Below are 23,407 nucleotides of genomic sequence, written 5' to 3' on the forward strand. Positions count from 1 at the left end.
ATCTCTCGTTGCAGGCTCGAACTCCCGCTGTCCGGACCCACTCCGCCCCGGTGCCAGAGGCCCCGGGGCGGTGTCAGTCAGGAACAGCGGGCGGACGTCACTTGCTGACGACTGCGAGGATGTCGCGGGCGCCCAGGATCAGGTAGTCCTGGCCGTCGTACTTGACCTCGGTGCCGCCGTACTTGGAGTAGATGACCTTGTCGCCGACGGCGACGTCCAGCGGGACGCGGTTGCCGTTGTCGTCGATCCGGCCCGGGCCGACGGCGAGGATCTCGCCCTCCTGCGGCTTCTCCTTGGCGGTGTCCGGGATCACCAGACCGGACTTCGTGGTCTGCTCGGCTTCGAGCGGCGCGACGAGGACGCGGTCCTCGAGCGGCTTGATCGTGACCGACACTTGCTGACCTCCACGGTCGAATTCGCTTGTCTGTGGCATGTGGTCGCGCTCCCCTGCCGTCGCGGGGGTCAGAGGCCGGACCGCTGGCACCCTCACACCGAGAGTGCCAACACCGAATCTAGGCCGCGATTAGCACTCGGTCAACTCGAGTGCCAAACGAATCTCACCGTGAGGCGCACTGGTCCGAGTGACCACCTCAGTACAGAATGTTGCTATGCGGCTACCCAAGCTGTCCGGCAAGGCCCTCGTCGTGCTGGCGGGGGTCGGCGCAGTGGCTGTTGGGGCCGTCGCAGCCAACGCTTCGAAGCACGACTCCCCGCCCGCATCCGCCGCTCCAGCGCCGTCCAAGCCGCATGCGGACCAGCCCGTCTCCCACGACGCTACCGCGGCCGAGCTGAAGGCAGCCGCCGCGCTCCCCCAGTGCAGGTCTGCGAGGCTCGTACCGGTGAACCGCAGCTGGGGCATCCCGATGCCCTCCCTGCTCGGCAGCTCGAGCACCAACTGCAACCTGATGTACGGCGACGACCCGTACCGCGGCTCCAACCGGACAGGTGACCCGGAGACCGCCATCTTGGTACTGCAGCGCAATCTCAACTTCTGCTACGGCAGCAAGCTCGCTGTGGACGGCATCTACGGCAGCAAGACCCGCGCGGCGATCAAGGCGGTCCAGAGCAAGCACCACCTCGTGGTGGACGGCATCTACGGCCCGATGACCCGCTCCGCGATGAACTGGCGCCTGTACTCGATGGCGACCCGCAGCTGGAGCAGGAGCTGTTCCAGCCCCCTCTAAAGTTGCCAGGTGACTGTCACCGCGTTGCTGGACGGCCCGGGCGCCGAGGTGCTGGCCGCTGCCTGCGCCGAGTTTCGCCCGGGCAACGAGCTGCAACTGGTGGAGAAGCTAAGACGTCAGTACGACGCAACGCTTGTCACGGCTGCTGTCACGCAAGCATCGTTGCGCCACCGCGCCGTAGCTAAGTTCGGCTCGGACGCGGAGCGCATGTACTTCACCCCAGACGGCCTGGAACAAGCAACCCGCACCACAGTCGCGACGCACCGAGCCAGCCGCCTCGCAACGACGATACCTGGCGCCAGGGTGGTCGACCTGGGTTGCGGTATCGGCGGCGATCTCGTCACCGCGGCGCGCGCCGGCCTCCGTGTCACCGGCGTAGAACGCGACCCGGAGACGGCAGCCACCGCCCGCGCCAACCTGTCCGCACTGGGCCTGCCAGGAGACGTACTAGTAGGTGACGCCGAGTCCACGGACCTCACGCCGTACGACGTGGTCTTCGCGGACCCTGCTCGTCGTGCGGACGGGCGCCGGGTGTTCGACCACAACGCGTACTCGCCGCCGTGGTCCTTCGTCACCAGCCTTCTGGAACGGACCGCGTGCGTGAAGGTCGCCCCTGGTATCCCACACAACGCGATCCCCGACGGTGTGGAAGCAGAGTGGATCAGCGACGCCGGTGAGGTGAAGGAGGCCGCCCTGTGGTCAGGGCTGCTCTGCACAGGCATCTCTCGCCGCGCCACGTTGCTGCCGGGCGGAGCCACTGTCACGGACGCACCGGACGCCGACAGCGGTCCGGTAGGGCAGTACATCTACGAGCCGGACGGTGCTGTCGTCAGGGCCGGCCTGGTTACTGCAGTAGCTGCAGCGGTGCACGGCTGGCTGCTGGACCCGCGTATTGCCTACGTGACGGCTGCGAAGTACGTCGCGACTCCACTGGCCTCGTCGTACGAGGTCCTGGAAGAGCTGCCCTACAAGGAGAAAGCACTGCGCTCCTGGGTACGCACACACGACATCGGCACGTTGGAGATCAAGAAGCGTGGTGTCGACCTCGACCCGGCCCAGCTGCGCAAGAAGCTCGCACCCAAAGGTTCACAGCAGGCGACGCTGATTGTCACGCGGATCGGCCGGGACGCGGTCGCCTACTCCTGCCGCAGGGTGACGACGACCTTGCCGGTCGCCTGATCGTCCTCCATGTACTGGTGCGCTGCGGCGATCTCGTCCAGCTTGAACACCTGATCCACGTTCGGCCGGTAGACGCCTGCCTCGACCTCGTCGACGATCCGCTGCAGGACGTCCGACCGGCCCTTCATCGTTTCGCTGTGGAACGCGGTCAGCCGGGTCCCGGTCGGGATCATCGCGATCGGCTCGAACGCCTCGATCAGCCAGCCGCTGAGCGATCCGGCGACGCAGACGGTGCCACCTCGCCGTACGACCCGCAGCGAGTCCACCGCCGTCCGCGCGCCGACCAGATCGAGCACGTAGTCCGGCCCGTCCGGCCAGACCTCCAGCACAGATCCGTCGACCAGCACGTGATCGGCCGTGAGCGCCGCAGCCTTCCACGCCTGCCGTGTGGTCACCGCCGTCTCCACGCCGTGCCCGGCCGCGATCGCGGCAGCAGCCATCCCGACCGACGACGTACCGCCGCGGATCAGCAACCGCCCACCACGCTCGATCCCCAGCGCATCGAGCGCGCCCTGCGCGGTCAGGTAGGTCTCCGGCAAAGCCGCGAGCACCTCCCACGGCAACGCACTCGAGAGCGGCATCAACGTTGCGTTGGGCAACAATGCGTACTCCGCGTACCCACCGTCGTACGCCCGGCCCATCTCCCCCATCACCGCCGCGACCGTCGTCCCCTCCGGTACGGCGGGATCCGTCGAGACCTCGACCACCCCGACACACTCGATCCCGAGGACCCGCGGGAACACCACCGACGGCGAATGCCCCTGCCGGGTACGAAGCTCCGACCGGTTCAGCCCCGCGCCGTACACCCGGACCAGGCTCCACCCGTCCCGTACCGCCGGCACCGGCAGCTCCCGGATCTCCAGCACTTCCGGCCCACCCGCCCGTACACACACCGCCGCACGCATTGTCATGCGTTCACTGTCGCCGGAGAAGCTGGTGGCCGACCACCGATAGAATGCCAAGCTATGCCCATTGGCCGCCAACCTGTCCGATCGGAGCTCTTCCCGTCCGCGGGCGCTCACCAGTGGGAATCCGGCGGCATCAGCCCGGTCCACACCCACGACGAGGGACATCTGGTGTACGCGGCTCGCGGCGTGCTGTCCGTCCACACCGAGCGACGTACGTCGATCGTCCCGGCCAACCGCGTCGCCTGGACGCCGGCCGGAACCACTCACCACCATCGCGCGCACGGCGAGACCGACATGCGGATCGTCTTCCTGTCACCCGCGCTCTCACGGCACCTGCCCGACCGTCCTGCCGTCTTCCTCGCCTCCGGCCTGGCCCGCGAGGTCCTGCTCGCCCTCACGAGCCGCGAGCTCGAGACAACCGCTCGCGCCCGCCTGCACCGGGTGCTCGTCGACGAACTCGACGAAGCGACCGAGCAACCACTTCAACTGCCCGAACCGCAGGACGACCGCCTGCGCGCGATCGCCCGGCACCTGCACGACAACCCCGCCGACAACATGCCACTCGCCGACCTCGGCCGCCACGCCGGAGCCGGCGCCCGCACCCTCAGCCGCCTCATCCGCAACGAACTCGGCATGACCTACTACGAATGGCGCACCCAGCTCCGCGTCTACCACGCGCTCGTCCTGCTGGCCGCCGGTCACGACACCACGTACGTCGCGCACGCGTGCGGCTGGGCGAACCCGAGCGGTTTCATCACCGCGTTCGCCGCTATTGTCGGCACCACGCCCGGGCGGCATCGCGCACTTGCGCTCGACCCACATTCGAACATATGATCGATCTCGCGTGCGGGTCTCCGGGCGACTTGCCGACGAGCGAGGTGCTGCGCTCGTTGCCGCGCTCCCCGGAGACCCGCCACTAATCTGTCACCGTTCGTTCACCTGGGTCGGCGAGGCTGAGCGTGGAATCGGTTGGCCGCTGACCGTTCGCCTGGGGAGCAAGCGGTGCGCATCACCCCCAGGCCTCTGCCCGCCACTGTTCCTTCACCGGCAGCCGCAGCCGTGCCGCCGCGATCCCGGCCACCGCCAACACCACCTGGACGCCCACCGGCGCCACCCCCGCACCCGTCGGCTCCTCCCGACCCCCCGTCGGCGCCGTCCGCGCGCCCGTCGGCTCCTTCCGACCCGCCGTCGGCGCCGTCCGCGCCTCCGTCGCCGGCAAGTGCTCGTCGTCGCCGCCGGTCGCGGCCCCGCGCACGAACTCGCCTACCAGGCGGTTCCAGTCGCTCGGCCGGCGCAGCATCGCATGCCTTTCTCCGGCCAGCGAGTACGTCGTCACCGGCACCCCGGTCGCCCGCAGCCGCTCGGCGTACGCCGCCGTACCCGCCGGATCCGTGATTGTGTCGTCAACCCCGTGTACGAAGGTCACCGGCGGACGGAGCGCGACGAGCGGCTCGTCGGCGGGCAGCCACGGCGCCAACGCGAGCACGCCCGCCACCCGCGCGTGATCACCGGCCGCAACCACCGCTCGGCCGCCCATCGAATGCCCGATCAACAGCACCCGCTCGTACGGCAACTCGTCGAGCACCGCACGCAGGTCGACCGCCGGATCGCCGTCGTCGTTCCAGCCGCGGAAGCGGTACCGGGCGAACCCGATCGCGGCGTCCGGTGCGGCCGACCGTGCCACCGCCGCGAACGGCCACATCCGCAGCAACGCGGGCCGCCACAGATGCGGCACGGCGCGCGAGTGTTCCTCGCCGCCGTGCGCGAGCAGCACCAAGGTGCCGGCCCCCGCCGGGTGCCGGACGAGGTCGACACCCGGACGCCTCACGGCCGTGCGTACAGCTCGGCCGGTTCCTTGCGGATCGCCATCATCCGGCCCGGCGGCGTCTCGGTGAAGCCGTACGAACGGTAGAGCTCGTGCGCGTCGGCCGTCGCCAGCAGGACCTGCCGCAAACCCTTCAGGTCCGGGTGTTCCAGCAGCGTCGAGACGACGAACCGTCCGAGGCCGTGCCCGCGGTGCGACTCCACGACGAACACGTCCGCCAGCCACGCGAACGTGGCCCGGTCCGTCACCATCCGCGCGTACGCGACCATCGCACCGTCCGCGCCGTACACCCCGAGGTTCAGCGAACCGGCGATCGCCCGCTCGACGACCTCGTGCGGGATGCCGGTCGCCCAGTACGACGTACTCAGGAAGCCCTGTACGACGGTCGCGTCGATCCGTTCGGCGTCGTCGTCCGCCTCGAAGCCGTCCGGCCCGGTCCACTTCATTTGTTCAGTACCTCCGTGATCGGCATCGAGGAGTCGGCCGGGAGATCCAGCGGGGACGGCTCGCGACCGGCGCGGACCAGCTCCGAGCCGAGCGCGGCGACCATCGCGCCGTTGTCCGTGCACAGCCCGGGCCGCGGCACTCGTACCGTGATCCCGGCTGCGTTCGCGCGCTCCTCGGCCATCGCCCGGAGCCGCGAGTTCGCCGCGACGCCGCCACCGATCAGCAGGTGCTCGAACCCGCGGTCCTTGCACGCGTCGATCGCCTTGCGGGTCAGTACGTCGCAGACGGCCTCCTGGAAGGCCGCCGCGACGTGGTTCACCGGTACGTCCTCGCCGTCGCGCCGCTTGGCCTCGACCCAGCGCGCGACCGCGGTCTTCAGCCCGGAGAACGAGAAGTCGAACCGGTGCCGCTCGAGGTCCCGCTGCGAGGTCAGCCCGCGCGGGAACGTCACGTACAGCCGGTCGCCGCCGTCCCGGGCCGCCTTGTCGATCCACGGACCGCCGGGGAACGGCAGCCCGAGCACCCGCGCGACCTTGTCGAACGCCTCGCCGGCCGCGTCGTCGATGGTGCTGCCCATGGGTACGACCCCGTCGGTGATGTCCTCGACCGCGAGCAGCGACGAGTGCCCGCCGGACACCAGCATCGCGACGCAGCCCTTCGGCAGGTCACCGTGCTCCAAGGTGTCGACGGCGACGTGTGCCGCGAGGTGGTTGACGCCGTAGATCGGCTTGTCCAGCGACAGCGCGAGGCCCTTCGCCGCGGCCACGCCGACCAGCAGCGCGCCGGCCAGACCGGGGCCGCTCGTGACCGCTACCGCGTCCACGTCGGTCGGTTTGATCCCGGCCGTCTCGCAGGCGCGGCGGATCGTCGGCACCATCGCCTCGAGGTGCGCACGACTCGCCACCTCGGGGACCACGCCACCGAACCGCGCGTGCTCCTCGACACTGGACGCGATCGCGTCCGCGAGCAACGTCTGCCCACGCACGATCCCGACCCCGGTCTCGTCGCACGACGTCTCGATCCCCAGAATCAGGGGCTCCTGCTTCATACTTCCTCCCGCCACCGCATGATCACCGCATCCTCGCCACCGGCGTAGTACCCGCGCCGCCGGCTGATCTCCTCGAACCCGAACCCGGCGTACAGCGCCCGGGCCGACTCGTTGCCAGCAGCAACTTCCAGCAGAACTGTCCTGCCTGCACAACGTTCCAGGGCTATCGTCATCAGCTGCCCACCAATGCCCGTCCGCCGCTCCTCAGGCGCCACCGCGATCCGCAACACCTCGACCACGTCCTCCACCACAGGAGGCAGGAGCAGTACGACGAACCCGACCACAGCACCCTCGTCCGCGACCAGTACGACCCGGTCCTCGGACAACCGCTCGAACTCGTCCACCCAGGCGATCTCGCTCCACGCCTCGGCCCCGAAGCACACCGCGTCCAGCGCGACCAGCGAAGGCAGGTCGTCAGCGACAACAGCCCGGATCGCAGGTCTCACAGCACACTCTTCGGCCCGGCAGACATCGTCACGTCCGGCCGCCGCAGATACATCGGCTCCGGCGCAACCACCTCCAACGTCCGAGTCGCGACGCCCGTCGCCAACACCTCCGCCGACGGGTACTCCACAACCGCGCCAACCCCACCCGCGCCGGCTACGCCGGCGGTGTGGGAGGTGGAGGAGGCGGCGTCGGCGGCGGAGGTGCCGGTGGTGGAGGTGGTGGAGGTGCCGATGGCGGAGGTGCCGGTGGCGGAGGTGCCGGCGGTGGAGGTGCCGGCGGTGGTGGCGGAGGTGCCGGCGGTGGTGGCGGAGGTGCCGGCGGTGGTGGCGGAGGTGCCGGCGGTGGTGGCGGAGGTGGGGGCGGACGGCGGCACGGTGGTGAGGATGTCGGCGTACAGCGCGGCGGCTCGGCCGATTACCGGCAGGCCGGACAGTACGTGGGCGACCTCGGCGGGCTTGTCTACTGCGGGGCCTTCGAGGCGGCGGCGGGTGCCGTCGGGGGCGGGGCCGTCGTAGAGGGCCCAGTAGATCTCCTTGCGGCGGGCGTCCGTGGCGACCGCGACCGGGAGGGTCAGCGTGGACTGGCGCGCGAGGATGTCGAGGCTGCACACCCCGGCGACCTCGATCCCGAGTACCTCACCCATCGTCCGCGCCGTCACCAGCCCGACGCGCAACCCGGTGAACGGACCCGGCCCGACCCCGACCGCGATCCCGGTCAGGTCGCGCGGCGTCACGCCCGCGGTCTCCAGCGCGCCCGCGATCGCGGGCGCGAGCAACTCCCCGTGCCGGAGCGCATCCACGGTCGTCGACGAGGCGACGATCTCCCCCGCCGGCGTGGCGAGCGCGACGGTGACAGCGGCACTCGAGGTGTCGAAGGCAAGCAACATGTCAGTTCTTCTCCAGTACCGAAACGCGTACCCCGGATGCGGCCCAGCGTGGGCCGACCGGCGTGATCCGCAGTGCGCGGGTCTCGTCGGTGTCGTCGTCGCCGCGGGTGACCACGATGTCGAGCCGGTCAGGCGCGAGCGCCTCCGCCAAGCCGTGGCCCCACTCGACCACGGTGACCGCGTCCTCCAGGCTCGCGTCCAGGTCGAGGTCGTCCAGCTCGGCGAACCCACCGATCCGGTACGCGTCGACGTGTACGAGCGCCGGACCACCGCCCAGCGACGGGTGCACCCGCGAGATCACGAACGTCGGCGAGGTGATCGCGCCACGCACCTTCAGCCCGACGCCGAGCCCCTGCGTGAATGTCGTCTTCCCGGCACCCAGATCACCGGACAGTACGAGTACGTCGCCCGCGTGCAACTGCCCCGCGAGCTCCTCGCCGATCGCCTGCATGTCGTCCGCTGTCGGCACCGTCAGCTCGATCGGAAGCGCCTTCGCGTAGATCAGGTTGTGCGCCTGCCGGTCGACGACGGAGTACCCCCGACGCCGCCAGAACTCCACCGTGTCCGGCAGTTCGACCCGCGCGATCAGGTTCACCCGGTTGAACCCACGCCGTACGGCGACCTCCTCGGCGCAGCCGACCATCGCCGACGCGACGCCGCGGGTCTGGTACCGCGGGTCCACCGAGACGCGGCGCAGGTGCAGTACGTCGCCGTCCTGCTCGAACAGCATCGCGCCGAGCGGTACGCCGTCGCTGAGTACCAGCAACCCACCGTGCTCGGCGATCGCCGCACCGACGGTCGCCGCGTTCTCGGACAGCTGGGTCGACGGCGGGTCGAGCACCCGCCGCGCGGAGAAGGCGTGGTGGATCACATTCACGATGTCGTCGACATGGTCCTGAGTGGCGTCGACGACGTGCAGGTCTGTCATTGGGGTCCCAAGGGGGTGTCTGATGGTGTCACGCCGTCGCGAGGAGGTGCTCAGTGCGGTGCATCGGCGTGCGGGGGCGAAGGACTCGATGCGGAGCATCGTGGCCTTTGCACCCGTGCGGCGAGGTGCCGTGCTGAGTGCCCCGCAGTAGACGTGACACCATCAGACACCCCCTAAAGATTGTTCGGCTCGCTCGATCATCCCAAGGAGGGCCGCGGTGAATTCACGGTGGTGCTCGATCAGGCCGAGGTGGCCGCAGTTCTTCACCTCGACCAGCTCGGCGCCCGGGACTCGGCGGACGATCTCCTCGGCGTGGTCGAACGGCGTCAGCGCGTCCTTGTCGCCGCCGATCACCACGCACTCGACCTTCTGCAGCGGCTCGAGGGCGTCGTACTTGTCGTGCAGCGCGAAGATCGGGTAGAACTCCGCGATCACCTCGATCGGCGTCGCCGCGATCATCTCGTTGACGAACTCGGTGAACGCCGGCGGCACCTCGGAGCCGAACGAGTACTTCCGGGTCAGCAGGTAGCTGAGGTCCGAACCGGCCTTCCGGCTGCGTTCGACCACCTCCGGGATCCGGGCCAGCGCCGCGACCGTCGGCGTCGCGAGCGCCCGCGCCCACATCCCGATCCGGCCCGGGAACACGATCGGGACCTGGTCCAGACCGCCCGCACTGGTCGAGCACAGACCGACGCCGATCACCCGGTCCCCGAAGAGCTCCGGGTGCTGCTCGGCCAGCGCCATGATCGTCATGCCGCCCATCGAGTGCCCGATCAGGATCACCGGGCCGGTCGGCGCGAACTGCTCGACGATCCCGTACAGGTCCCTGCCGAGCTGGTCGATGCTGACGTGTTCCTTCGGCGACCGGCCGGACCGCCCGTGCGAGCGGTGGTCGTAGAACACCATCTTGCCGATACCGGCCAGGTCGCGCCGCTCGAAGTGCCACAGATCCAGGTTGAGCCCGTACCCGTGCGTGAAGATGACCGTCAGGTCCTCGGGCGGCACCGGCAGCTTGCTGTGCACATTCTTTCCCCGCCCCACCGCCCCGGTCAGGCCGAGCCGGCGCTTCGGCGGTGGCGCCGGGCGGCGTGAACGCTTCAGCTCGTCGACCTCGACGTACAGCTCGACACCGTCGTCGGCGGTGAAGATGTACGGCGTACCGCGCTCCGAGCCGAACGGCTCCGCCTCGAGCTGCTTGCGCTGACCCGACCGCCGGCCGATGACCGTACGTTCGACCGCCACGCCGGCCGCTGCTCCCGCGGCCAGCACTCCGACCGCGGCCCCGATCAGACCAGCAGTCCGCCCTGCTTTGGACATGCTGATCTACCTTTCGCTATCGATGTACCTGCGGGGAATCCTTGCACCTAAGCGGGTGACGATCTCGTAGTTGATGGTGCCGGCCGCATCGGCCCAGTCGTCCGCGGTCGGCTCGCCCGCCGTCCCAGGGCCGAACAGCACGACCTCGTCACCCGCGGCCGCCTCGTCGTCCTCCAGGTTCAGCACGCACTGGTCCATGCAGATCCGGCCGACGATCGTACGGCGCTGTCCGCCGGCCTGGACCGGTCCGCCGTTCGAGGCGTGCCGCGGCAGGCCGTCGCCGTACCCGAGCGGGATGAGGCCGAGCGTCGACGGCCGTGGCGCGGTCCAGGTCAGCCCGTACGAGACGCCGGCGCCCGCGGGCACCCGCTTCACCATCGCGAGCCGGGCCTTCAGCGTCATCGCCGGGATCAGCCCGAGCTCGGCCGACGGCAGCGCGTGCCCGAACGGCGAGAGCCCGTACGTCGCGACGCCCGGCCGGACCAGGTCGAAATGTGTCTCGGGCAGCGCGAGGGTGGCGCCGGAGTTCGCCAGGTGCTTGAACTCGGCCTCGATGCCGAACGACTCGGCCACCTCGATCGCCTCGGTGAATGTGGCCAGCTGAGTCTCGTTCACCGGGCTCTTCGGCTCGTCCGACGACGCCAGGTGCGACCAGATGCCCTTGATCTCGATCCGCCCGGTCGCCTGCTCGCGGACCGCGGCCCGGATCAGCGCCGGCCACTCCTCCGGTACGGCGCCGCCGCGCGACATCCCGGTGTCGATCTTGAGATGCACCCGCGCCGGGCGGTCCTGCACCGCGGCCGCCAGCTCGTCGATCTCCCACGGCGCGCCGGCGGACAGGTCGATGCCGGCCTCGATCGCGTCGGTGAGCGGCTCACCCGGCGTGGTCAGCCAGCAGAAGATCGGCCCGGTGTCCCCGGCCGCCCGCAGCCCGAGCGCTTCCTCGAGCACCGCGGCCCCGATCCAGTCGGCGCCCGCCTCCCGGGCCGCCCGCGCGACCGGGACCATCCCGTGCCCGTACCCGTCCGCCTTCACCACGGTCATCAACTGCGCTCCGTGGGCACGAGCACGCAGCGTGCTCACGTTGTGGCGAATCGCCGCCAGATCGACGACCGCCTCGGCCCGCACCGGGTGTGACTGGAGAGTAGACATGGTCGTTCCAGTGTCTCAGGCTCCGTCGATGAGGTCGGGCAGGGCCGCCATGTTGTGGAAAACCGTGTCCGCATCTTCAAGTTTCGCGGGGTCGGTCATGCCCGCGTACCCGAAGACCTTCATCCCGGCGGCGACCGCGGCAGCGACGCCGAGCGGACTGTCCTCGATCACCAGGCAGTCGGCCGGCTTCACCTCCATCGTCGCGGCCGCGTGCAGGAACAGGTCCGGCGCGGGCTTGCCGTGCGCGACGTCCTCGGCGCTGAAGATCCGCCCCTCGAACCGGTCCAGGAAGCCGACCGCGGTCAGCGCGGTACGGATCCGGCGATGCGTACCGGACGAGGCCAGGCAGTACGGGACGCCGCGCTCGTCCAGGTGATCGAGGACAGCCTCAACGCCCTCGATCGCCCGGAGTTGCGCGAACCCTTCGAACAACCGCTGGTGGTACCGGTCCTCGAGGTCGGCCGGCAACGGCCGCCCGAGCTTGGCCTCGGTCTTCTTGCGCATCGACTCCATCGATCCGCCCATGAAGTCCCGCACCGTCTCCTCGAACGTGTACGGCAGCCCGGCCTCGGTCAGCAACTCCGAAAGAATCGTGTTCGCCAGCCGCTCGGAATCCACCAGCACGCCGTCGTTGTCGAAGATCACCAGTCCGGTCACACCGAAACCCTAAGCGGCCACCGCATCGCTGCGATGGCCGCCTTGGGTGTGGGGGTCAGTTCTCCGCGATGGAGAAGTCGTTGAAGGTGAAGCGCTGCTTGGTGCCGCCGGTGGACACGACCTCGACGCCGTAGTCGACCTGCCAGGTGGTCGACTTCGGTACCCAGCCGCGGGTCGTCATGTCGTTGAAGAAGCTGGCCAGCGGCATCGTGCCGGACTTCTGCGTCACCTGGGACACGTACGCGGTGTAGCCGTTCTGGTGCCACACGTCGTACTTGAAGCCGCCGAAGGTGACCGTGCCGACCTTGTCGCCGGACGGGGTCTGGCCCTTGTTGTCGGTCCAGATCATCAGCTCGTTGTTCAGCCCGTCACCGATCCAGACGTCGAACGCGACGTCGTAGATGCACGCGGGGCAGTTCGCCGGCGTGGTGTGGGCGAAGTTCGCCGACTTGATCTTGCTCAGCGGAACGTTGCTGTAGTCCTTGTGCACATTCGGGTACGCCTGCACGCCGTTGTCGCCCGGAAGCGGCTGCGTCACGTCCTCGTACCAGTTGTTGTAGTTGCAGGCCGACAGCGTGTACGTGCCGTTGCTGTTGTTCCACATGTTGTTGTGCACGTAGTACGCGCCCATGTCCGTGCCCTCGCCCTGGTTGTCGGTGGACGTGGTGACGAACGAGGGGTTGGTGCAGGTGGTGCTCGGGCTACCGGTGCTCGTCGGCGTGCTCGTGGAGGTCGGCGTCGACGTCGGCGGCTTGGTCGGCGTCGTGGGCGGCTGCGACGGCGTAGTGGTGACCGGTGGAGCCGACTGCGTCTGCGTCGGAGTCTGCGTGGGCGTCTGGGTCGGCGTGGGCGCCGGTGTGGTGGGCTGTCCCGCTACCGGGGAGAAGTCGTAGTGCACGGTGTACGTGAGCTTGGTGCCGGCGGCGTACGGCTTGCCGTCGTACCGGAGCGCGCGCAGCCGGTACGACTTGTCGGTCGTACGGCTGGTGTCGATCGAGACGATCGCGGGACCGGACGCGGTCGCGGTGATCGCGACCGGCTTCTGACCGAAACCGTGCAGGACCGTACATCCCGAGTACTTGTCGAGCACGCAGGTCTCGACGCGGCCGACGTTCGGCAGCGCGGCCGTCGCGGTGTCGGCGGCGTCCGCCGTCGCGACCGACTGCTGCTTGTTCGCGTGGACGACGATCGGCACAGCGACGAGCGCGCCGACCGCGAGCAACGCGGCGGGGACGAGGATGCGAGTCCGAGGAATTCGGATCGAGGGCATGCGAACCTTCCTGTCTGCTACTGGCGATCCCCCAGGAAGATTTCGGTACGGCGCCTGACGTTATCGAACCGTGATCATGGGTTGTCAACTCCGGGTCCCGATTTTACAAAGCCTTCACCTGCAACGGAACGACATTTCGCGGCGTCCTGGGGATGTGTACAAACGGATGATTGCGCTCGCCGCGACCGGCCTGCTCGCCCTGTCCGGCTGCGGAAACGCGGCCGGATCCGGCTCCGCGTCCGACAGTGCGGCGCTGGCCGGGCGGACCTTCGTTTCCACGTCGGTGGTCGAGAACGGGACACCGCGGAAACCGCAACCCAAGGTGCGGCTGCAGTTCAGCACCGACGGGCGGATGTCGTGGAACGCCGGCTGCAACACCTCGGAGACCTCGGTCTCGACCGCGGACAACCAGCTGGTCCTCGGCAAGGAGATCACGTCGACCGCGATGGGCTGCCTCGGTCCCGCGGCCGGGCTCGACGACTGGATCGGCGGCGTACTCGGGCAGAAACCGACGTGGAAACTCGACGGCAGCAAGCTCGTGCTGACGACGAGCACCACGACGATCTCGCTGCTCGACAAGGAGGCCGCCGAGCCCGCCCTCGCGCTCGACGGAACGAAGTGGGGACTGTCGACGATCGTCGACGGACAGACCGCGTCACATCCGGTCGGGTCCGAAAAGGCATGGTTCACCTTGAACGGGGACCGCGTCACCGGTTCGACCGGCTGCAACGAGTTCCAGGGCATGGTCGCGACCTCCACGGGCAAGCTGACGTTCGGCGAACTCGCCACCACCCGACGCGCCTGCACCGGCGACGCCGCGAAGCTGGAATCCCTGCTGCTGAAGGGTTTGCGGGGCGAGCTGACCTATCGGATCGACGGCTCGACGCTCAGCCTGCGGTCCTCGAACGGTGGACTGGACTTCACGGCGGTACGCTGACTTGAGTGAGTGAGGAGCCCGCGAGCGGGCAGCACTGGACAGGGCTGGTCATCCGCCCGGACGACTGGTTGGACAACGACCTGCTGGCCGCGATCGCCCTCGCGACCGGTACCACTTTCGAGCGGCTCGGCCGCACCGACGTCGGCATCGTGTTCGTGGCCGGCACCGAGCAGATCATCGAGGTCGAGTGTGCCGGCGCCAAGGCACTCTTCCTCCGCACCCGGACGCACGCGCGCAGCGTCGCGATCATCGACACCGTGAACCGGCACACGCTGGCCTGGACCGAGTCGATGCTGCGCAACCAGCTGTCCCTGGACACCGATCCGTACGGTCTCGTTCCGTTGCTGATGGCAACGGGTGGCGCCACCCCGGAGCCCGGCACCGCGGACCTGCTGCAGCAGGCGCTGGAGCACCCGAGCGAGCAGGTCCGCGAGGCAGTCGACTACGCGAGGCGGATGTCGAAGGCCTGGACCTCGTTCTTCGTCGTCTCGTAGGAAACCAGCAGGTGGCCGCGGTCCTTCAGCTGCTGACGTTGGGCCGCGGTCAACGGGATCGTCCAGTGCTGGACACCGCGCGTCACCTGCCGGGTCACCTGCTGCACGAGGTGGCCGCTCATGTTCGGTGACCACGGCGGCGGCGCGCCGTCGGTGATCGCACACGGCGTGAACCCGTAGTCCGGTGCCGGGTCCGACGTACACGATGTCGTCCAGACCGGAATCGCGCCGAGCTCCCCGGACGTCAGGAAGGCCCGGGCCGTACCGGAACCCCTCGACGACGTGACGAGTTGTACGCCGTTGCCGGTGAGTGCGGCGTACGGGATCGTCAGGTCGTCGGTCGGTACCCGGCCGGAGATCGGTACGCCGTTGCGCGCGGACTGCGCGATCGTCTGCGGCGAGAGGGCTCCGTTCAGGTTCGGGTTGGACACGTCCGGCGGCGCCGGCGTGGTCGGGCGGCCGGCGGGCGGGGTGTACCCGGGCAGCGTGGCGATTCCCCAGCGGTACGGGTCGGACTGCACGGACCCGAGCGCGGACCAGCCGAGACGGGTACTCATGTCGATGTGCCGCAGCGTCGTCGTACCGGGTGCCGAGGTGTCGTCGTTGTCGTACGGCGTGATGTTCAGGCCGAGGTGGTTCGGGTCGACGGCGGCGGGCAGATCCGCCAGCGGGATCTTCACCTCGAGGTCGTACCCGCCACCGGCGTACGCGTGCGGGACGCTCGTGTCGTTGCTGCCGACCCACTGCGCCGTCGACGCGACCTGGACGCCGGGCGCGTTGCCGGTGTCGAGGGCGCCGCTGGAGTAGCCCTGGTGGTTGTCGGCGTCGCGTTCCCAGCACGGGCCGCCACTTTGGGTGAACGGGAAGATGCCGAGCTTGAACGTGTTCGCGGTGTCCTTGAGGCTCTGCGACGCGTTGCCGCGCGGGTCGAGCAGGATCTCGACAGAGTCCGCCTGCCAGTGGCCGACGCATTCGGCCGGGGTCACGGCGTACGACTGGTAGTCGTCGCGGATGTGGATGAAGAAGTACAGCGCGTCGTCGGACCAGCTGACCTTGGCCGTACTGCCTTGTCCGGTGGCGGACACGCCGCAGTCGTCGACACCCGTACAGGTGCCGGCGCCCTGCCAGATCCGCCCGAGGTCGAGGGTCGGGCCCGGGTACTCACCTGACTCCGCCTTCCCGTCGACAACGGGCGTGGCCTGCGGAATCACCGTCGTGGGGACCAAGGTGAGCGTCAGCGTCTCCGTGCCGACGCCGCCCGACGCTCCCCCGCCGTAGGACGTTCTGATCGGGATCGCCACGTTCTGCTGTGCGGGCAGCGTCGTGTCGGTGTTCGTCAGCTTGAACGTCACCGTGACGTCCGCCCCCGGCGCCACGTCGTACAGCTTGCTGTTGCTGTCGACCGTGAAGTCCGGCGGCAGGTCGAGCGACACCGTCCCGGTCTGCTGCTCCGCCGACCAGTTGTGCACGACCACCGGTACGTCGATCGTCTGGCCGATGCCCATCGACTGGATCGCCTGCGAACGCCCGAGCCGGTCGGCCTGCGGCGCGGTCGTCTGCAGCCACTGGTCGTACTCCTGCCAGTTTCCCCAGCGCTGGAAACGGCCCTCCGCGGCGGAAACGATCCGGACCACGTTTTCGGTGTAGCCGGTCGCGCGCTTGGTCGTGTAGAGCGCGGAGATCTTCGCGTTCTGGTCGACGGTCGCGGTGGCGGCCGGGGTCACCGTGAACGTGACGTCCGCGGCCGACCCTTCACGGACCGGTTTCGGTCCGTCGGTCGTCCAGCCGGCCGGGACCGTCAGCTGGACGTTGCCTTTGGCAAGCTTTCCCTTCAGGTGCAGGGTCGCCTGGAACGGTTCGCCCGCGACGTTGAAGAACCGGCTGAACGTCAGGTACTCCAGCGTGCCGAGCGGGAGACCACCCGGATCCGGTTTCGTCGCGCCGAACAGGATCGCGTCGTCGCGACCGGCCTGCGGACTGCTGTTCGGCTGGAACGGTACGAACGACTCGGTCATCCCGAACCGCGGACAGGCCGGCGCCGACACGCCCTTGTACATCACGCGGCTCTGCGTCGGGTACGCCGCGCGCCCCTCGTCGGAGACCTGCTGCCAGATCTTCGGCGTACCGGCGGGCTGCCCTTGCGAGTTCCCGGCCGGCCAGGTGTACGGCGAGTTGTACCCGGTCCACACGCCCGCGACCGGGTCGAGACCGGACGGCGTGAACCCGGTCGTGCAGTTCGCGGCCGTCGTCGTACCGCCCGTGCCCGCGGTCGAGCCGCCGGAGAACACCTTCTTCACCTGCCACGTGCTGAGCGCGTGCGGGCCGGTGAGTTGCTCCGGGAACATGTTCGGGTCGGCGGCCGCGAGGACGCCTTCCCAGATCAGCCGGCCGGCCTGCTGGTGGTTTCCGTGACCGGCTGCGAGCGTCGGCGTGAACCCGATGTACACGTCAGGCTGCGTCTCACGGATCACCCGGGTCACCCTGCGGAGCGTTTCCTGCTCGTCCCAGAAGTACTGCGTCAACGGCGCACTCTGGTTGTAGAAGAAGTCGATCCGATCGAGGTTGAAGATGTCGACCGTGCCGGACCGGTAGTGCGCGACGCGATCCTCGTTCTCCCGCCGGAGCCCGAGCGCGGGACCCAGCTCGGTGCCGGCCGCGTTACCGCCGCCTTCACCTCGGGTCACCATGATCACGCCGCACTTCACGCCGTACAGCTGATGCCAGACACCACACGGCCCGATGAAACTGGTGTCGTCATCCGGATGGGCCCACTCCCCCATCACGTCGATCTTCGTCTTGGCGTCGGCGACGTACGCCTTCGCCTGCTGCCCCTGCGCCTGAGCAGGTACCGGCAGCACAGCCAGCATTCCGAGAACCAGAATCCCCACAATTCGCTTCACGAGCACACTCCAAAGGCGGCGGAGGCACCAGCAACTCTCCAGTCCTACGTCCCCCACCCCACCCCCGCAACACCAACCGCGCGCCCAACCAGACAGCCCTACGCAGGCGGCTCTCGTACGGCGGACCCGGCACACCTCGTGGGTACTGGCGATAGGCAATTGCTTATGCCCAGTCCCCAGGAGGTCTTCCCGGTCCCCAGCAGGGTCGTTCAGCTGAGGAGTAGGCGGGTGGCTTTGGGGAGGGCTTGGGCTATGGCGATTGCTGTGGTGGGGCCGCCTCCGGAGGAGACGTTGGCGGCGGAGGCGTGGAGGTAGGCGCCTGTGGCGGCTGCGTCGAGGGGGGACAGGCCGGCGGCGAGTAGGGCGCCGCAGAGGCCGGCCAGTACGTCGCCTGCGCCGGCCGTGGCTAGCCACGAGGTTGCGTTGGTGTTGACGCGTACTTCTCCGTCGGGGCTTGCGATGACGGTGGTAGCGCCCTTGAGGAGGACGGTGACGTCGAAGCGCTCGGCCGCGAGTCGCGCGTACTTCAACCGCTCGGCTTCCACCGTCGTCCGCTCGACCCCGAGCAGCCGCGCGAGTTCGCCCGCGTGCGGAGTGGCGAGTACGTCGACGTGGTCGCCGGTATCGTCCAGCGCCTGCAACCCGTCGGCGTCCAGTACGACGGGCTCGTCGGCGTCGAGCAGTTCGCGGATCCGCGGTACGTCGAGCTCGTCACCGAGCCCCGAGCCGATCGTCCACGCCTGCACCCGCCCCTCGCCGACAACCTCCGGGTGCGCGTCCCGCACGGCGTCGGCAACGGTTGACGGCCCGATGTAGCGCGCCATGCCGATGGGACCGGCGAGGGCTCCGGTGGTGGCGATGACGGCGGCGCCCGGGTATTGCGTGGAGCCGACCATCAGGCCGAGCACGCCGCGGGAGTACTTGTCGGACTCGCCATGGGGGGTTGGGTAGAGGGCGCGTACGTCGGCGGCCTGGAGGGACTGGACCTCGGCGGGTGGGAGGTCGAGGCCGATGTCGATGAGGTGTACGGGGCCGCACGCCGACGCGGCCGGGTCGATCAGGTGGCAGATCTTGTGGGTGCCGAAGGCGACGGTGAGGGCCGCCCGTACGTGCGGCTCCGGCGTCTCGCCCGTGTCGACGTCCACTCCGGACGGCGTGTCCACAGCGACGATCGGTACGCCGTACTGCTCGGCCAACTGCACCGCCGCCGACGCGTCCGGCCGCAGCCCCGGCCGTCCGCCGATCCCGACGATGCCGTCCAACACAACGTCCGCGCCAACGATGTCCGCAGCAGCACCGACCCGTCCGCCAGCGCCCAGCAAGGCCGCGAGTCCGCCCGCGTGCGCGTGGGCGGAGAGCAGTACGGCGGTCACCTGCGCACCGCGCCGCGCCAGCCGGGCGCCGGCGTAGAGCGCGTCCCCGCCGTTGTCGCCCGACCCGATCAGCAGCACCACCCGAGCGCCGTACGTACCGCCCAAGAAGTTGCCAACAGCAACAGCCAACCCGGCCGCCGCCCGCTGCATCAGAGCACCGTCCGGCAGCTTGGCCATCAGCGCGGCCTCAGCCGCCCGGACCTGTTCGACGGTGTGCGCGTGCCGCATCAGCCCTCCAGTACGACGACCGCGGACGCGATCCCGGCATCGTGGCTGAGCGACAGATGCAGGCTCTGCACGCCGAGCTTCGCCGCCTGCGCCGCGACCGTGCCGGTGATCTCCAGCCACGGCCGGCCGGTTTCGTCGGTCTGGACCTCGGCGTCGTGCCAGTGCATCCCGGCCGGCGCGCCGAGTGCCTTCGCCAGCGCCTCCTTGGCCGCGAACCGTGCCGCCAGCGACGCGGGCGGCTTGACCGCCTCGACCGCGGTGAAGACCCGGTCCCGCAACCCCGGCGTCCGCTCGAGCGTCCGCATGAACCGATCCACGTCGACCACATCGATACCCACGCCGACGATCATGTGCCTCACCCTAGGGCACGCCTCCCAATCCCACACCTACTGCGGGGCACTCGGCACGGCACCTCGCCGCACGGTGGCAAAGGCCACGATGGATCCGCATCGAGTCCTTCGCCCCCGCACGCCGAGCTACCGTCCCGAGCACCTCCTCGCGACGGCGTGGGATCGGGAGACGTGCCCTAGCCGAGGCGTCGATCAGCGGACTCTCAGCTTCCGGCCTCTAGTCTCGCCGACCATGCGAATACGAGTGTTCCCGGCCCCGAAGGTGCCGGCGGTCTTCGTCATGTTCTGGGTGGTCAAGCTGCTCACCACGGGCATCGGCGAGACCGCCTCCGACTATCTCGGCAAGGTCAGCATCCCGTTGGCCGCCGTCATCGGCCTCGGTACCTTCTGCACCGCCCTCTATCTGCAACTGAAAGCCAACACCTACCACCCCGTGCGCTACTGGATCACGGTCCTCGGCGTCGCCCTGTTCGGCACGATGATTGCCGACGGACCGCATGTCGCCCTCGGTACGCCGTACTGGTTCGACTCGATCGTCTACCTCGTACTGCTCTGTGTACTGCTGACCTGGTGGCGCCGGAGCGAAGGCACGATCTCCGTGCACTCGATCACGACGGCCCGGCGCGAACGCTTCTACTGGGGTGTCGTACTGCTCACGTTCGGCCTGGGTACGGCGGTCGGCGACGCGACCGCGATCGACTTCGGACTCGGCTTCACCTGGTCGATCGTGCTGTTCGCCGTACTCATCGTGGTGCCGCTCGGCCTGTGGAAGCTCGGGCTGAACGTCACCGTCGCGTTCTGGGCGTCGTACGTACTGACCCGCCCGCTCGGTGCGTCGATCGCCGACTGGCTCGGCAAGGGCACCCACGACGGCGGCGTCGGCTGGGGCATCGGGCCCGTCACCTTGGTCGGTCTGCTGCTGTTCGCCGTACTTGTCGCCTACCTGACCGTGACGCACAGCGACGTCGACCACGCCCGCTCCGCCGAGCGCGAACCGGTCAACTCACGCTCCTAGGACCGGTGGACTGCCGGACTTTCATGTCGACGGCAAGGTCCAGCCGGAGCGCCGTCGGCGTCTTGCCGCGGGACAGATCGAGTACGACGCGTGCGGCGAGCTCGGCCATCTGGTGCAGCGGCTGGTGGACCGTGGTGAGCGCAGGCGTGACCCATTGCGCGACGGGCAGATCGTCGTACCCGACGACCGACAGGTCGCGCGGGACGTCGAGGCCGAGTTCGCGGGCAGCCTGGTACACCCCGAGCGCTTGCATGTCGCTGCCCGCGAAGATCGCCGTCGGTGGGGTGGGTTGGCGGAGCAGTACGAGTGCCTCGCGGTACCCGCCGCCCACCGAGAAGTCGCCCCAGCGGATCAGCGCCGGGTCGAGATCGGCGCCGGTGGAACGCAACCCTTCGGTGTAACCGTCGACGCGCTGCCGCGAGCACAGCGTGTCGGTCGGGCCGCCGATCATCCCGATCCGCTGGTGGCCGAGGTTCCGCAGGTGGGTGGTCGCCATCCGGCCGCCGTTCCAGTTCGCGGAGCCGATCGACGGTACGTCGTCCCCGACGTCGCCGACCGGATCCACCACCACGAACGGGATCCGCCGGGTCTCCAACTGCGCGCGCTGGTCGGCGTCCAGGTCGGAGAACACCATGATCACGCCGAGCGGCCGCCGGTTCAGGACCGACTCGATCCACTCCTGCCGCGGGCGCAGCGCCCCGCCGCACTCGGACAGTACGAGCTCGACACCCTCGGCCCGGGCGACCTGTTCGACGCCCCGGATCAGCTCCATCGCCCATTCGCCGCCGAGCTGGCTGAACACCAGGTCGATCATCGGCCCGGCCGCCGTACTCGCGCTCCGCCGCCGGTACCCGTGTTCCTGGATCAGGCTCTCGATCCGCGCCCGGGTGGCCGCGGCCACGTCGGACCGCCCGTTCAGCACCTTGGACACGGTCGGCACCGAGACCCCGGCCTGCTCCGCAATTTTCGCAATCGTCGGGCGCTCGCTCACCACACCTCCGGCTCCGAAACTTTCGGCCCAGCCTACCGGTGGATCGTGCGGCCGTGGGTGTCCGGGATGCCGCTGAGGCGATAGAAGTGGGTGTTGACCTGGTCGCGCCACTCGCGGGCGTTGGCGAGCTGCGCGTCGAACCGCGCGGTCACGTTCTCCCGTACGCCGGGCTCGAAGCGTTCGGCGATCACCCGCCAGCGGGCGACCATCGCCTCCACCTCGGCGTAGCCCTGGAAATGGGTGTCGTAGATGTGCTGCAGCACCGTGCTCCCGCTCTGCAGCACGTGGTCGTACGGCACGTGGTGGAAGAACAGCAGCAGCTCGTCCGGACACGTGTAGACGTCCTCGTACAGGCTCGCGAGTGGTTCCGGGTACTGCCCGGTGAAGCCGGATCCGGTCTTCACGGTCCGGTCCGCGCCGACGCCGTTCCGGTCCGCGTAGTGGTACGACCCGCCTGCCGAGTACTCGTATCCGTTGACGTTCGGGCCGTAGTGCGTGCCCGGGGTGACCATGTACCCGACGCCGAGCGGCGCGGTGTACCGCTCGTACGTCCGCCACGAACCCGACATGATCGTGACCAGTTCGCTCCGGGTCCGGTCGTCCATCGCGAACGTCGCCGCCGCCCACTCGTGCAACAGGCTGACCGGGTCGGCCGCCGGGTCCCACGCGAGCCGGCCGAACGCGTAGAGGTTGCTCTGCGCAAGCTTGTGCCCGGTCCAGTTGCCGTCGGCACCGACATTGGAGACGGCGACGATCGCACCGATGCGGTCGGCAACCGTCCCGCCGCCGGCGCCGGTGGTGTCGAACTGCAGGATCTCCCGCCACCACGGGCCGAGGTAGCAGAGGTCCTGCTGCTGCCCGGAAAACTCCTGGGTGACCTGCAGTTCGACTCCGAAGACGGTTTCCTGCAGTTCGCCGAGCAGCGGCGAGACCGGCTCCCGGACCTGGAAGTCCAGCGGCCCGTGCGTGACCTGCAGGACCACGTTCTCCTCGAACCGCCCGTCCAGCGGGACATAACCGTCGTACGCCGCCCGCGCCCGGTCCGCCCGGCGGTCCCGCCAGTCGTGGTCCGGAACGGCACCGGAAACCCGCCAGAAAACGGTTCCGCCGTACGGCGCGACCGCGCGCGCGAGCAGGTTCGCACTCTCGACGTCGCGGCCCGAGCGGACCAGCAGACCACCGAGGTCCGGCACCGCGTCGTACACGCGGGAAACCGCCGTCGACCACCAGCGCACCACGCGTTCGTCGTGCGGGTCGTCGACGAAGTCGATCGCCAGGCTGACCGCGATCCCGTACTCGCGGAACACGCCGGCCAGCCGCGCGACGTCCGGGAGTTCGGCGTTCGCGAGACCGACCGCGTTGATGCCGATCGACGCCAGCAACCGCGCGTACGCCCGGACCCGGGTCAGGTCGGGCACGACCGCGCCGTCGGCGAAGAAGATCGACCCGCCGGAGTACCCACGGCGTACCGCACCGGACAGTTCGTCCCAGTGGTCCAGCATCCGGATCGGTACCGCGGGCCGCTCGACGACGGTGAAGTCGCCGCTCATCCACTCGAAGTACCGCAGCAGGTAGAAGTACCCGTACAGCAGCCCGTGTCCACCTTCGGCCGCGACGACGAGATCGTTGCCTCGTCGCACCACCACGAAGCCCTCGACGCCGAGACCGTGCTCGGGCAGCGCGGCCTCGACCTCCTGCCAGAGCGCGGTTTCCTTGATCCGGCTCATCGTGCAGATCGCCACCTGCACGTCGGTCCGGAACCGCCGGGTCTGCCGCACCTCGGCCCGGATCGTCTGGGCCAGCACCCCGGACGCGTGCACGGTCACCTCGGGCAGCCGCTGGGTGGCCAGCCAGGCCAGGTCGACACTCAT

At 69.4% G+C, this 23,407-nt stretch carries 23 protein-coding genes; 6 read left to right on the top strand and 17 right to left on the bottom strand.

Going from position 1 to position 23,407, the window contains the following annotated elements; all coding sequences use genetic code 11:
* Nucleotides 1–97: 97 nt before the first annotated feature.
* A complete protein-coding gene (groES, locus tag ACFYRU_RS05125; protein ID WP_130384566.1) occupies nt 98–394 on the bottom strand; it encodes a co-chaperone GroES in 297 nt (98 codons plus the stop codon).
* A 214-nt stretch (nt 395–608) separates the two neighbouring features.
* Between groES and ACFYRU_RS05130 the strand changes: the two genes are divergently transcribed.
* Both ACFYRU_RS05130 and ACFYRU_RS05135 read left to right on the top strand, forming a co-directional pair.
* Complete coding sequence (locus ACFYRU_RS05130) at nt 609–1,184, top strand: peptidoglycan-binding protein (RefSeq protein WP_387653112.1); 576 nt, start codon at nt 609–611, stop codon at nt 1,182–1,184.
* 9 nt (nt 1,185–1,193) lie between these two features.
* The gene (locus ACFYRU_RS05135; protein WP_387653114.1) at nt 1,194–2,363 is read left to right on the top strand and encodes a methyltransferase domain-containing protein; all 1,170 of its coding nucleotides are present in this window, start codon (nt 1,194–1,196) and stop codon (nt 2,361–2,363) included.
* Here ACFYRU_RS05135 and ACFYRU_RS05140 read toward each other — a convergent pair.
* Nucleotides 2,321–3,274 carry a zinc-binding dehydrogenase gene (locus ACFYRU_RS05140; RefSeq protein WP_387653116.1) on the bottom strand — a complete coding sequence of 318 codons (954 nt, stop codon included), beginning with the start codon at nt 3,272–3,274 and terminating at the stop codon, nt 2,321–2,323. The two genes, ACFYRU_RS05135 and ACFYRU_RS05140, sit on opposite strands and share 43 nt — an antisense overlap.
* A 54-nt stretch (nt 3,275–3,328) precedes the next feature.
* On the opposite strand from ACFYRU_RS05140, the gene ACFYRU_RS05145 reads away from it, so the two are divergent.
* Nucleotides 3,329–4,105 (top strand): AraC family transcriptional regulator, encoded by a 777-nt coding sequence (locus ACFYRU_RS05145; protein ID WP_387653118.1) that lies wholly within the window; start codon nt 3,329–3,331, stop codon nt 4,103–4,105.
* Nucleotides 4,106–4,280: 175 nt separating this feature from the next.
* Here the strand turns inward: ACFYRU_RS05145 and ACFYRU_RS05150 are convergent, their stop codons facing one another.
* From ACFYRU_RS05150 to ACFYRU_RS05195, 10 genes are all read right to left on the bottom strand, one after another.
* Entirely contained in the window at nt 4,281–5,099 is an 819-nt protein-coding gene (locus tag ACFYRU_RS05150; RefSeq protein ID WP_387653122.1) for an alpha/beta hydrolase, read from the bottom strand.
* Nucleotides 5,096–5,542 (bottom strand): GNAT family N-acetyltransferase, encoded by a 447-nt coding sequence (locus ACFYRU_RS05155; RefSeq protein ID WP_387653124.1) that lies wholly within the window; start codon nt 5,540–5,542, stop codon nt 5,096–5,098. Before ACFYRU_RS05155 ends, ACFYRU_RS05150 begins: the two co-directional genes overlap by 4 nt.
* Nucleotides 5,539–6,591, bottom strand: a complete 1,053-nt coding sequence (tsaD, locus tag ACFYRU_RS05160; protein ID WP_387653126.1) for a tRNA (adenosine(37)-N6)-threonylcarbamoyltransferase complex transferase subunit TsaD — start codon at nt 6,589–6,591, stop codon at nt 5,539–5,541. Before tsaD ends, ACFYRU_RS05155 begins: the two co-directional genes overlap by 4 nt.
* Entirely contained in the window at nt 6,588–7,037 is a 450-nt protein-coding gene (locus ACFYRU_RS05165) for a GNAT family N-acetyltransferase (protein WP_387653128.1), read from the bottom strand. The genes tsaD and ACFYRU_RS05165 overlap by 4 nt, the downstream gene beginning before the upstream one ends.
* Nucleotides 7,034–7,924 (bottom strand): tRNA (adenosine(37)-N6)-threonylcarbamoyltransferase complex dimerization subunit type 1 TsaB, encoded by an 891-nt coding sequence (tsaB, locus tag ACFYRU_RS05170; protein ID WP_387653129.1) that lies wholly within the window; start codon nt 7,922–7,924, stop codon nt 7,034–7,036. Before tsaB ends, ACFYRU_RS05165 begins: the two co-directional genes overlap by 4 nt.
* A 1-nt stretch (nt 7,925) precedes the next feature.
* Nucleotides 7,926–8,852: a tRNA (adenosine(37)-N6)-threonylcarbamoyltransferase complex ATPase subunit type 1 TsaE gene (gene tsaE / locus ACFYRU_RS05175; protein ID WP_387653131.1), complete on the bottom strand. Its 927-nt coding sequence runs from the start codon at nt 8,850–8,852 to the stop codon at nt 7,926–7,928.
* Between the two features lie 162 nt (nt 8,853–9,014).
* Nucleotides 9,015–10,169 (bottom strand): alpha/beta fold hydrolase, encoded by a 1,155-nt coding sequence (locus ACFYRU_RS05180; RefSeq protein WP_387653132.1) that lies wholly within the window; start codon nt 10,167–10,169, stop codon nt 9,015–9,017.
* 6 nt (nt 10,170–10,175) lie between these two features.
* Nucleotides 10,176–11,321 (bottom strand): alanine racemase, encoded by a 1,146-nt coding sequence (gene alr / locus ACFYRU_RS05185; protein WP_387653133.1) that lies wholly within the window; start codon nt 11,319–11,321, stop codon nt 10,176–10,178.
* A 15-nt stretch (nt 11,322–11,336) separates the two neighbouring features.
* Complete coding sequence (locus ACFYRU_RS05190) at nt 11,337–11,978, bottom strand: HAD family hydrolase (RefSeq protein ID WP_387653134.1); 642 nt, start codon at nt 11,976–11,978, stop codon at nt 11,337–11,339.
* 55 nt (nt 11,979–12,033) lie between these two features.
* The gene (locus ACFYRU_RS05195) at nt 12,034–13,248 is read right to left on the bottom strand and encodes a hypothetical protein (protein WP_387653136.1); all 1,215 of its coding nucleotides are present in this window, start codon (nt 13,246–13,248) and stop codon (nt 12,034–12,036) included.
* Nucleotides 13,249–13,414: 166 nt separating this feature from the next.
* On the opposite strand from ACFYRU_RS05195, the gene ACFYRU_RS05200 reads away from it, so the two are divergent.
* Both ACFYRU_RS05200 and ACFYRU_RS05205 read left to right on the top strand, forming a co-directional pair.
* Nucleotides 13,415–14,185, top strand: coding sequence for an META domain-containing protein (locus ACFYRU_RS05200; protein WP_387653137.1), 771 nt, complete (start codon nt 13,415–13,417; stop codon nt 14,183–14,185).
* A gap of 5 nt (nt 14,186–14,190) precedes the next feature.
* Nucleotides 14,191–14,679, top strand: a complete 489-nt coding sequence (locus ACFYRU_RS05205) for a hypothetical protein (RefSeq protein ID WP_387653139.1) — start codon at nt 14,191–14,193, stop codon at nt 14,677–14,679.
* On the opposite strand, the gene ACFYRU_RS05210 is transcribed toward ACFYRU_RS05205, so the two are convergent.
* From ACFYRU_RS05210 to ACFYRU_RS05220, 3 genes are all read right to left on the bottom strand, one after another.
* The gene (locus tag ACFYRU_RS05210; protein ID WP_387653141.1) at nt 14,628–17,579 is read right to left on the bottom strand and encodes a PIG-L family deacetylase; all 2,952 of its coding nucleotides are present in this window, start codon (nt 17,577–17,579) and stop codon (nt 14,628–14,630) included. The genes ACFYRU_RS05205 and ACFYRU_RS05210 overlap by 52 nt on opposite strands.
* Nucleotides 17,580–17,788: 209 nt before the next feature.
* Entirely contained in the window at nt 17,789–19,180 is a 1,392-nt protein-coding gene (locus ACFYRU_RS05215; protein WP_387653143.1) for an NAD(P)H-hydrate dehydratase, read from the bottom strand.
* On the bottom strand, nt 19,180–19,530 hold the full coding sequence (locus ACFYRU_RS05220; protein WP_130384581.1) for a holo-ACP synthase: 351 nt from the start codon (nt 19,528–19,530) through the stop codon (nt 19,180–19,182). The genes ACFYRU_RS05215 and ACFYRU_RS05220 overlap by 1 nt, the downstream gene beginning before the upstream one ends.
* Nucleotides 19,531–19,762: 232 nt before the next feature.
* Between ACFYRU_RS05220 and ACFYRU_RS05225 the strand changes: the two genes are divergently transcribed.
* A complete protein-coding gene (locus ACFYRU_RS05225) occupies nt 19,763–20,545 on the top strand; it encodes a hypothetical protein (protein ID WP_387653145.1) in 783 nt (260 codons plus the stop codon).
* On the opposite strand, the gene ACFYRU_RS05230 is transcribed toward ACFYRU_RS05225, so the two are convergent.
* Together ACFYRU_RS05230 and ACFYRU_RS05235 are read right to left on the bottom strand one after the other, a co-directional pair.
* A complete protein-coding gene (locus tag ACFYRU_RS05230; RefSeq protein WP_387653147.1) occupies nt 20,529–21,536 on the bottom strand; it encodes a LacI family DNA-binding transcriptional regulator in 1,008 nt (335 codons plus the stop codon). The genes ACFYRU_RS05225 and ACFYRU_RS05230 overlap by 17 nt on opposite strands.
* A 32-nt stretch (nt 21,537–21,568) precedes the next feature.
* The gene (locus ACFYRU_RS05235; RefSeq protein ID WP_387653149.1) at nt 21,569–23,407 is read right to left on the bottom strand and encodes an alpha-glucuronidase; all 1,839 of its coding nucleotides are present in this window, start codon (nt 23,405–23,407) and stop codon (nt 21,569–21,571) included.

It is taken from the genome of Kribbella sp. NPDC004536 (genome assembly GCF_042873835.1).
GTDB lineage: Bacteria > Actinomycetota > Actinomycetes > Propionibacteriales > Kribbellaceae > Kribbella.

Excerpts from the sequence above, each read along its gene's own strand:
- ACFYRU_RS05225 (WP_387653145.1), top strand. The coding sequence starts at position 19,763 with ATGCGAATACGAGTGTTCCCGGCCCCGAAGGTGCCGGCGGTCTTCGTC.
- ACFYRU_RS05145 (WP_387653118.1), top strand. The coding sequence starts at position 3,329 with ATGCCCATTGGCCGCCAACCTGTCCGATCGGAGCTCTTCCCGTCCGCG.
- tsaB (WP_387653129.1), bottom strand. The coding sequence starts at position 7,924 with ATGTTGCTTGCCTTCGACACCTCGAGTGCCGCTGTCACCGTCGCGCTC.
- ACFYRU_RS05195 (WP_387653136.1), bottom strand. The coding sequence starts at position 13,248 with ATGCCCTCGATCCGAATTCCTCGGACTCGCATCCTCGTCCCCGCCGCG.
- tsaD (WP_387653126.1), bottom strand. The coding sequence starts at position 6,591 with ATGAAGCAGGAGCCCCTGATTCTGGGGATCGAGACGTCGTGCGACGAG.
- tsaE (WP_387653131.1), bottom strand. The coding sequence starts at position 8,852 with ATGACAGACCTGCACGTCGTCGACGCCACTCAGGACCATGTCGACGAC.
- ACFYRU_RS05130 (WP_387653112.1), top strand. The coding sequence starts at position 609 with ATGCGGCTACCCAAGCTGTCCGGCAAGGCCCTCGTCGTGCTGGCGGGG.
- ACFYRU_RS05220 (WP_130384581.1), bottom strand. The coding sequence starts at position 19,530 with ATGATCGTCGGCGTGGGTATCGATGTGGTCGACGTGGATCGGTTCATG.
- ACFYRU_RS05155 (WP_387653124.1), bottom strand. The coding sequence starts at position 5,542 with ATGAAGTGGACCGGGCCGGACGGCTTCGAGGCGGACGACGACGCCGAA.
- ACFYRU_RS05200 (WP_387653137.1), top strand. The coding sequence starts at position 13,415 with ATGATTGCGCTCGCCGCGACCGGCCTGCTCGCCCTGTCCGGCTGCGGA.
- alr (WP_387653133.1), bottom strand. The coding sequence starts at position 11,321 with ATGTCTACTCTCCAGTCACACCCGGTGCGGGCCGAGGCGGTCGTCGAT.
- ACFYRU_RS05235 (WP_387653149.1), bottom strand. The coding sequence starts at position 23,407 with ATGAGTGTCGACCTGGCCTGGCTGGCCACCCAGCGGCTGCCCGAGGTG.
- ACFYRU_RS05140 (WP_387653116.1), bottom strand. The coding sequence starts at position 3,274 with ATGACAATGCGTGCGGCGGTGTGTGTACGGGCGGGTGGGCCGGAAGTG.
- ACFYRU_RS05215 (WP_387653143.1), bottom strand. The coding sequence starts at position 19,180 with ATGCGGCACGCGCACACCGTCGAACAGGTCCGGGCGGCTGAGGCCGCG.
- ACFYRU_RS05180 (WP_387653132.1), bottom strand. The coding sequence starts at position 10,169 with ATGTCCAAAGCAGGGCGGACTGCTGGTCTGATCGGGGCCGCGGTCGGA.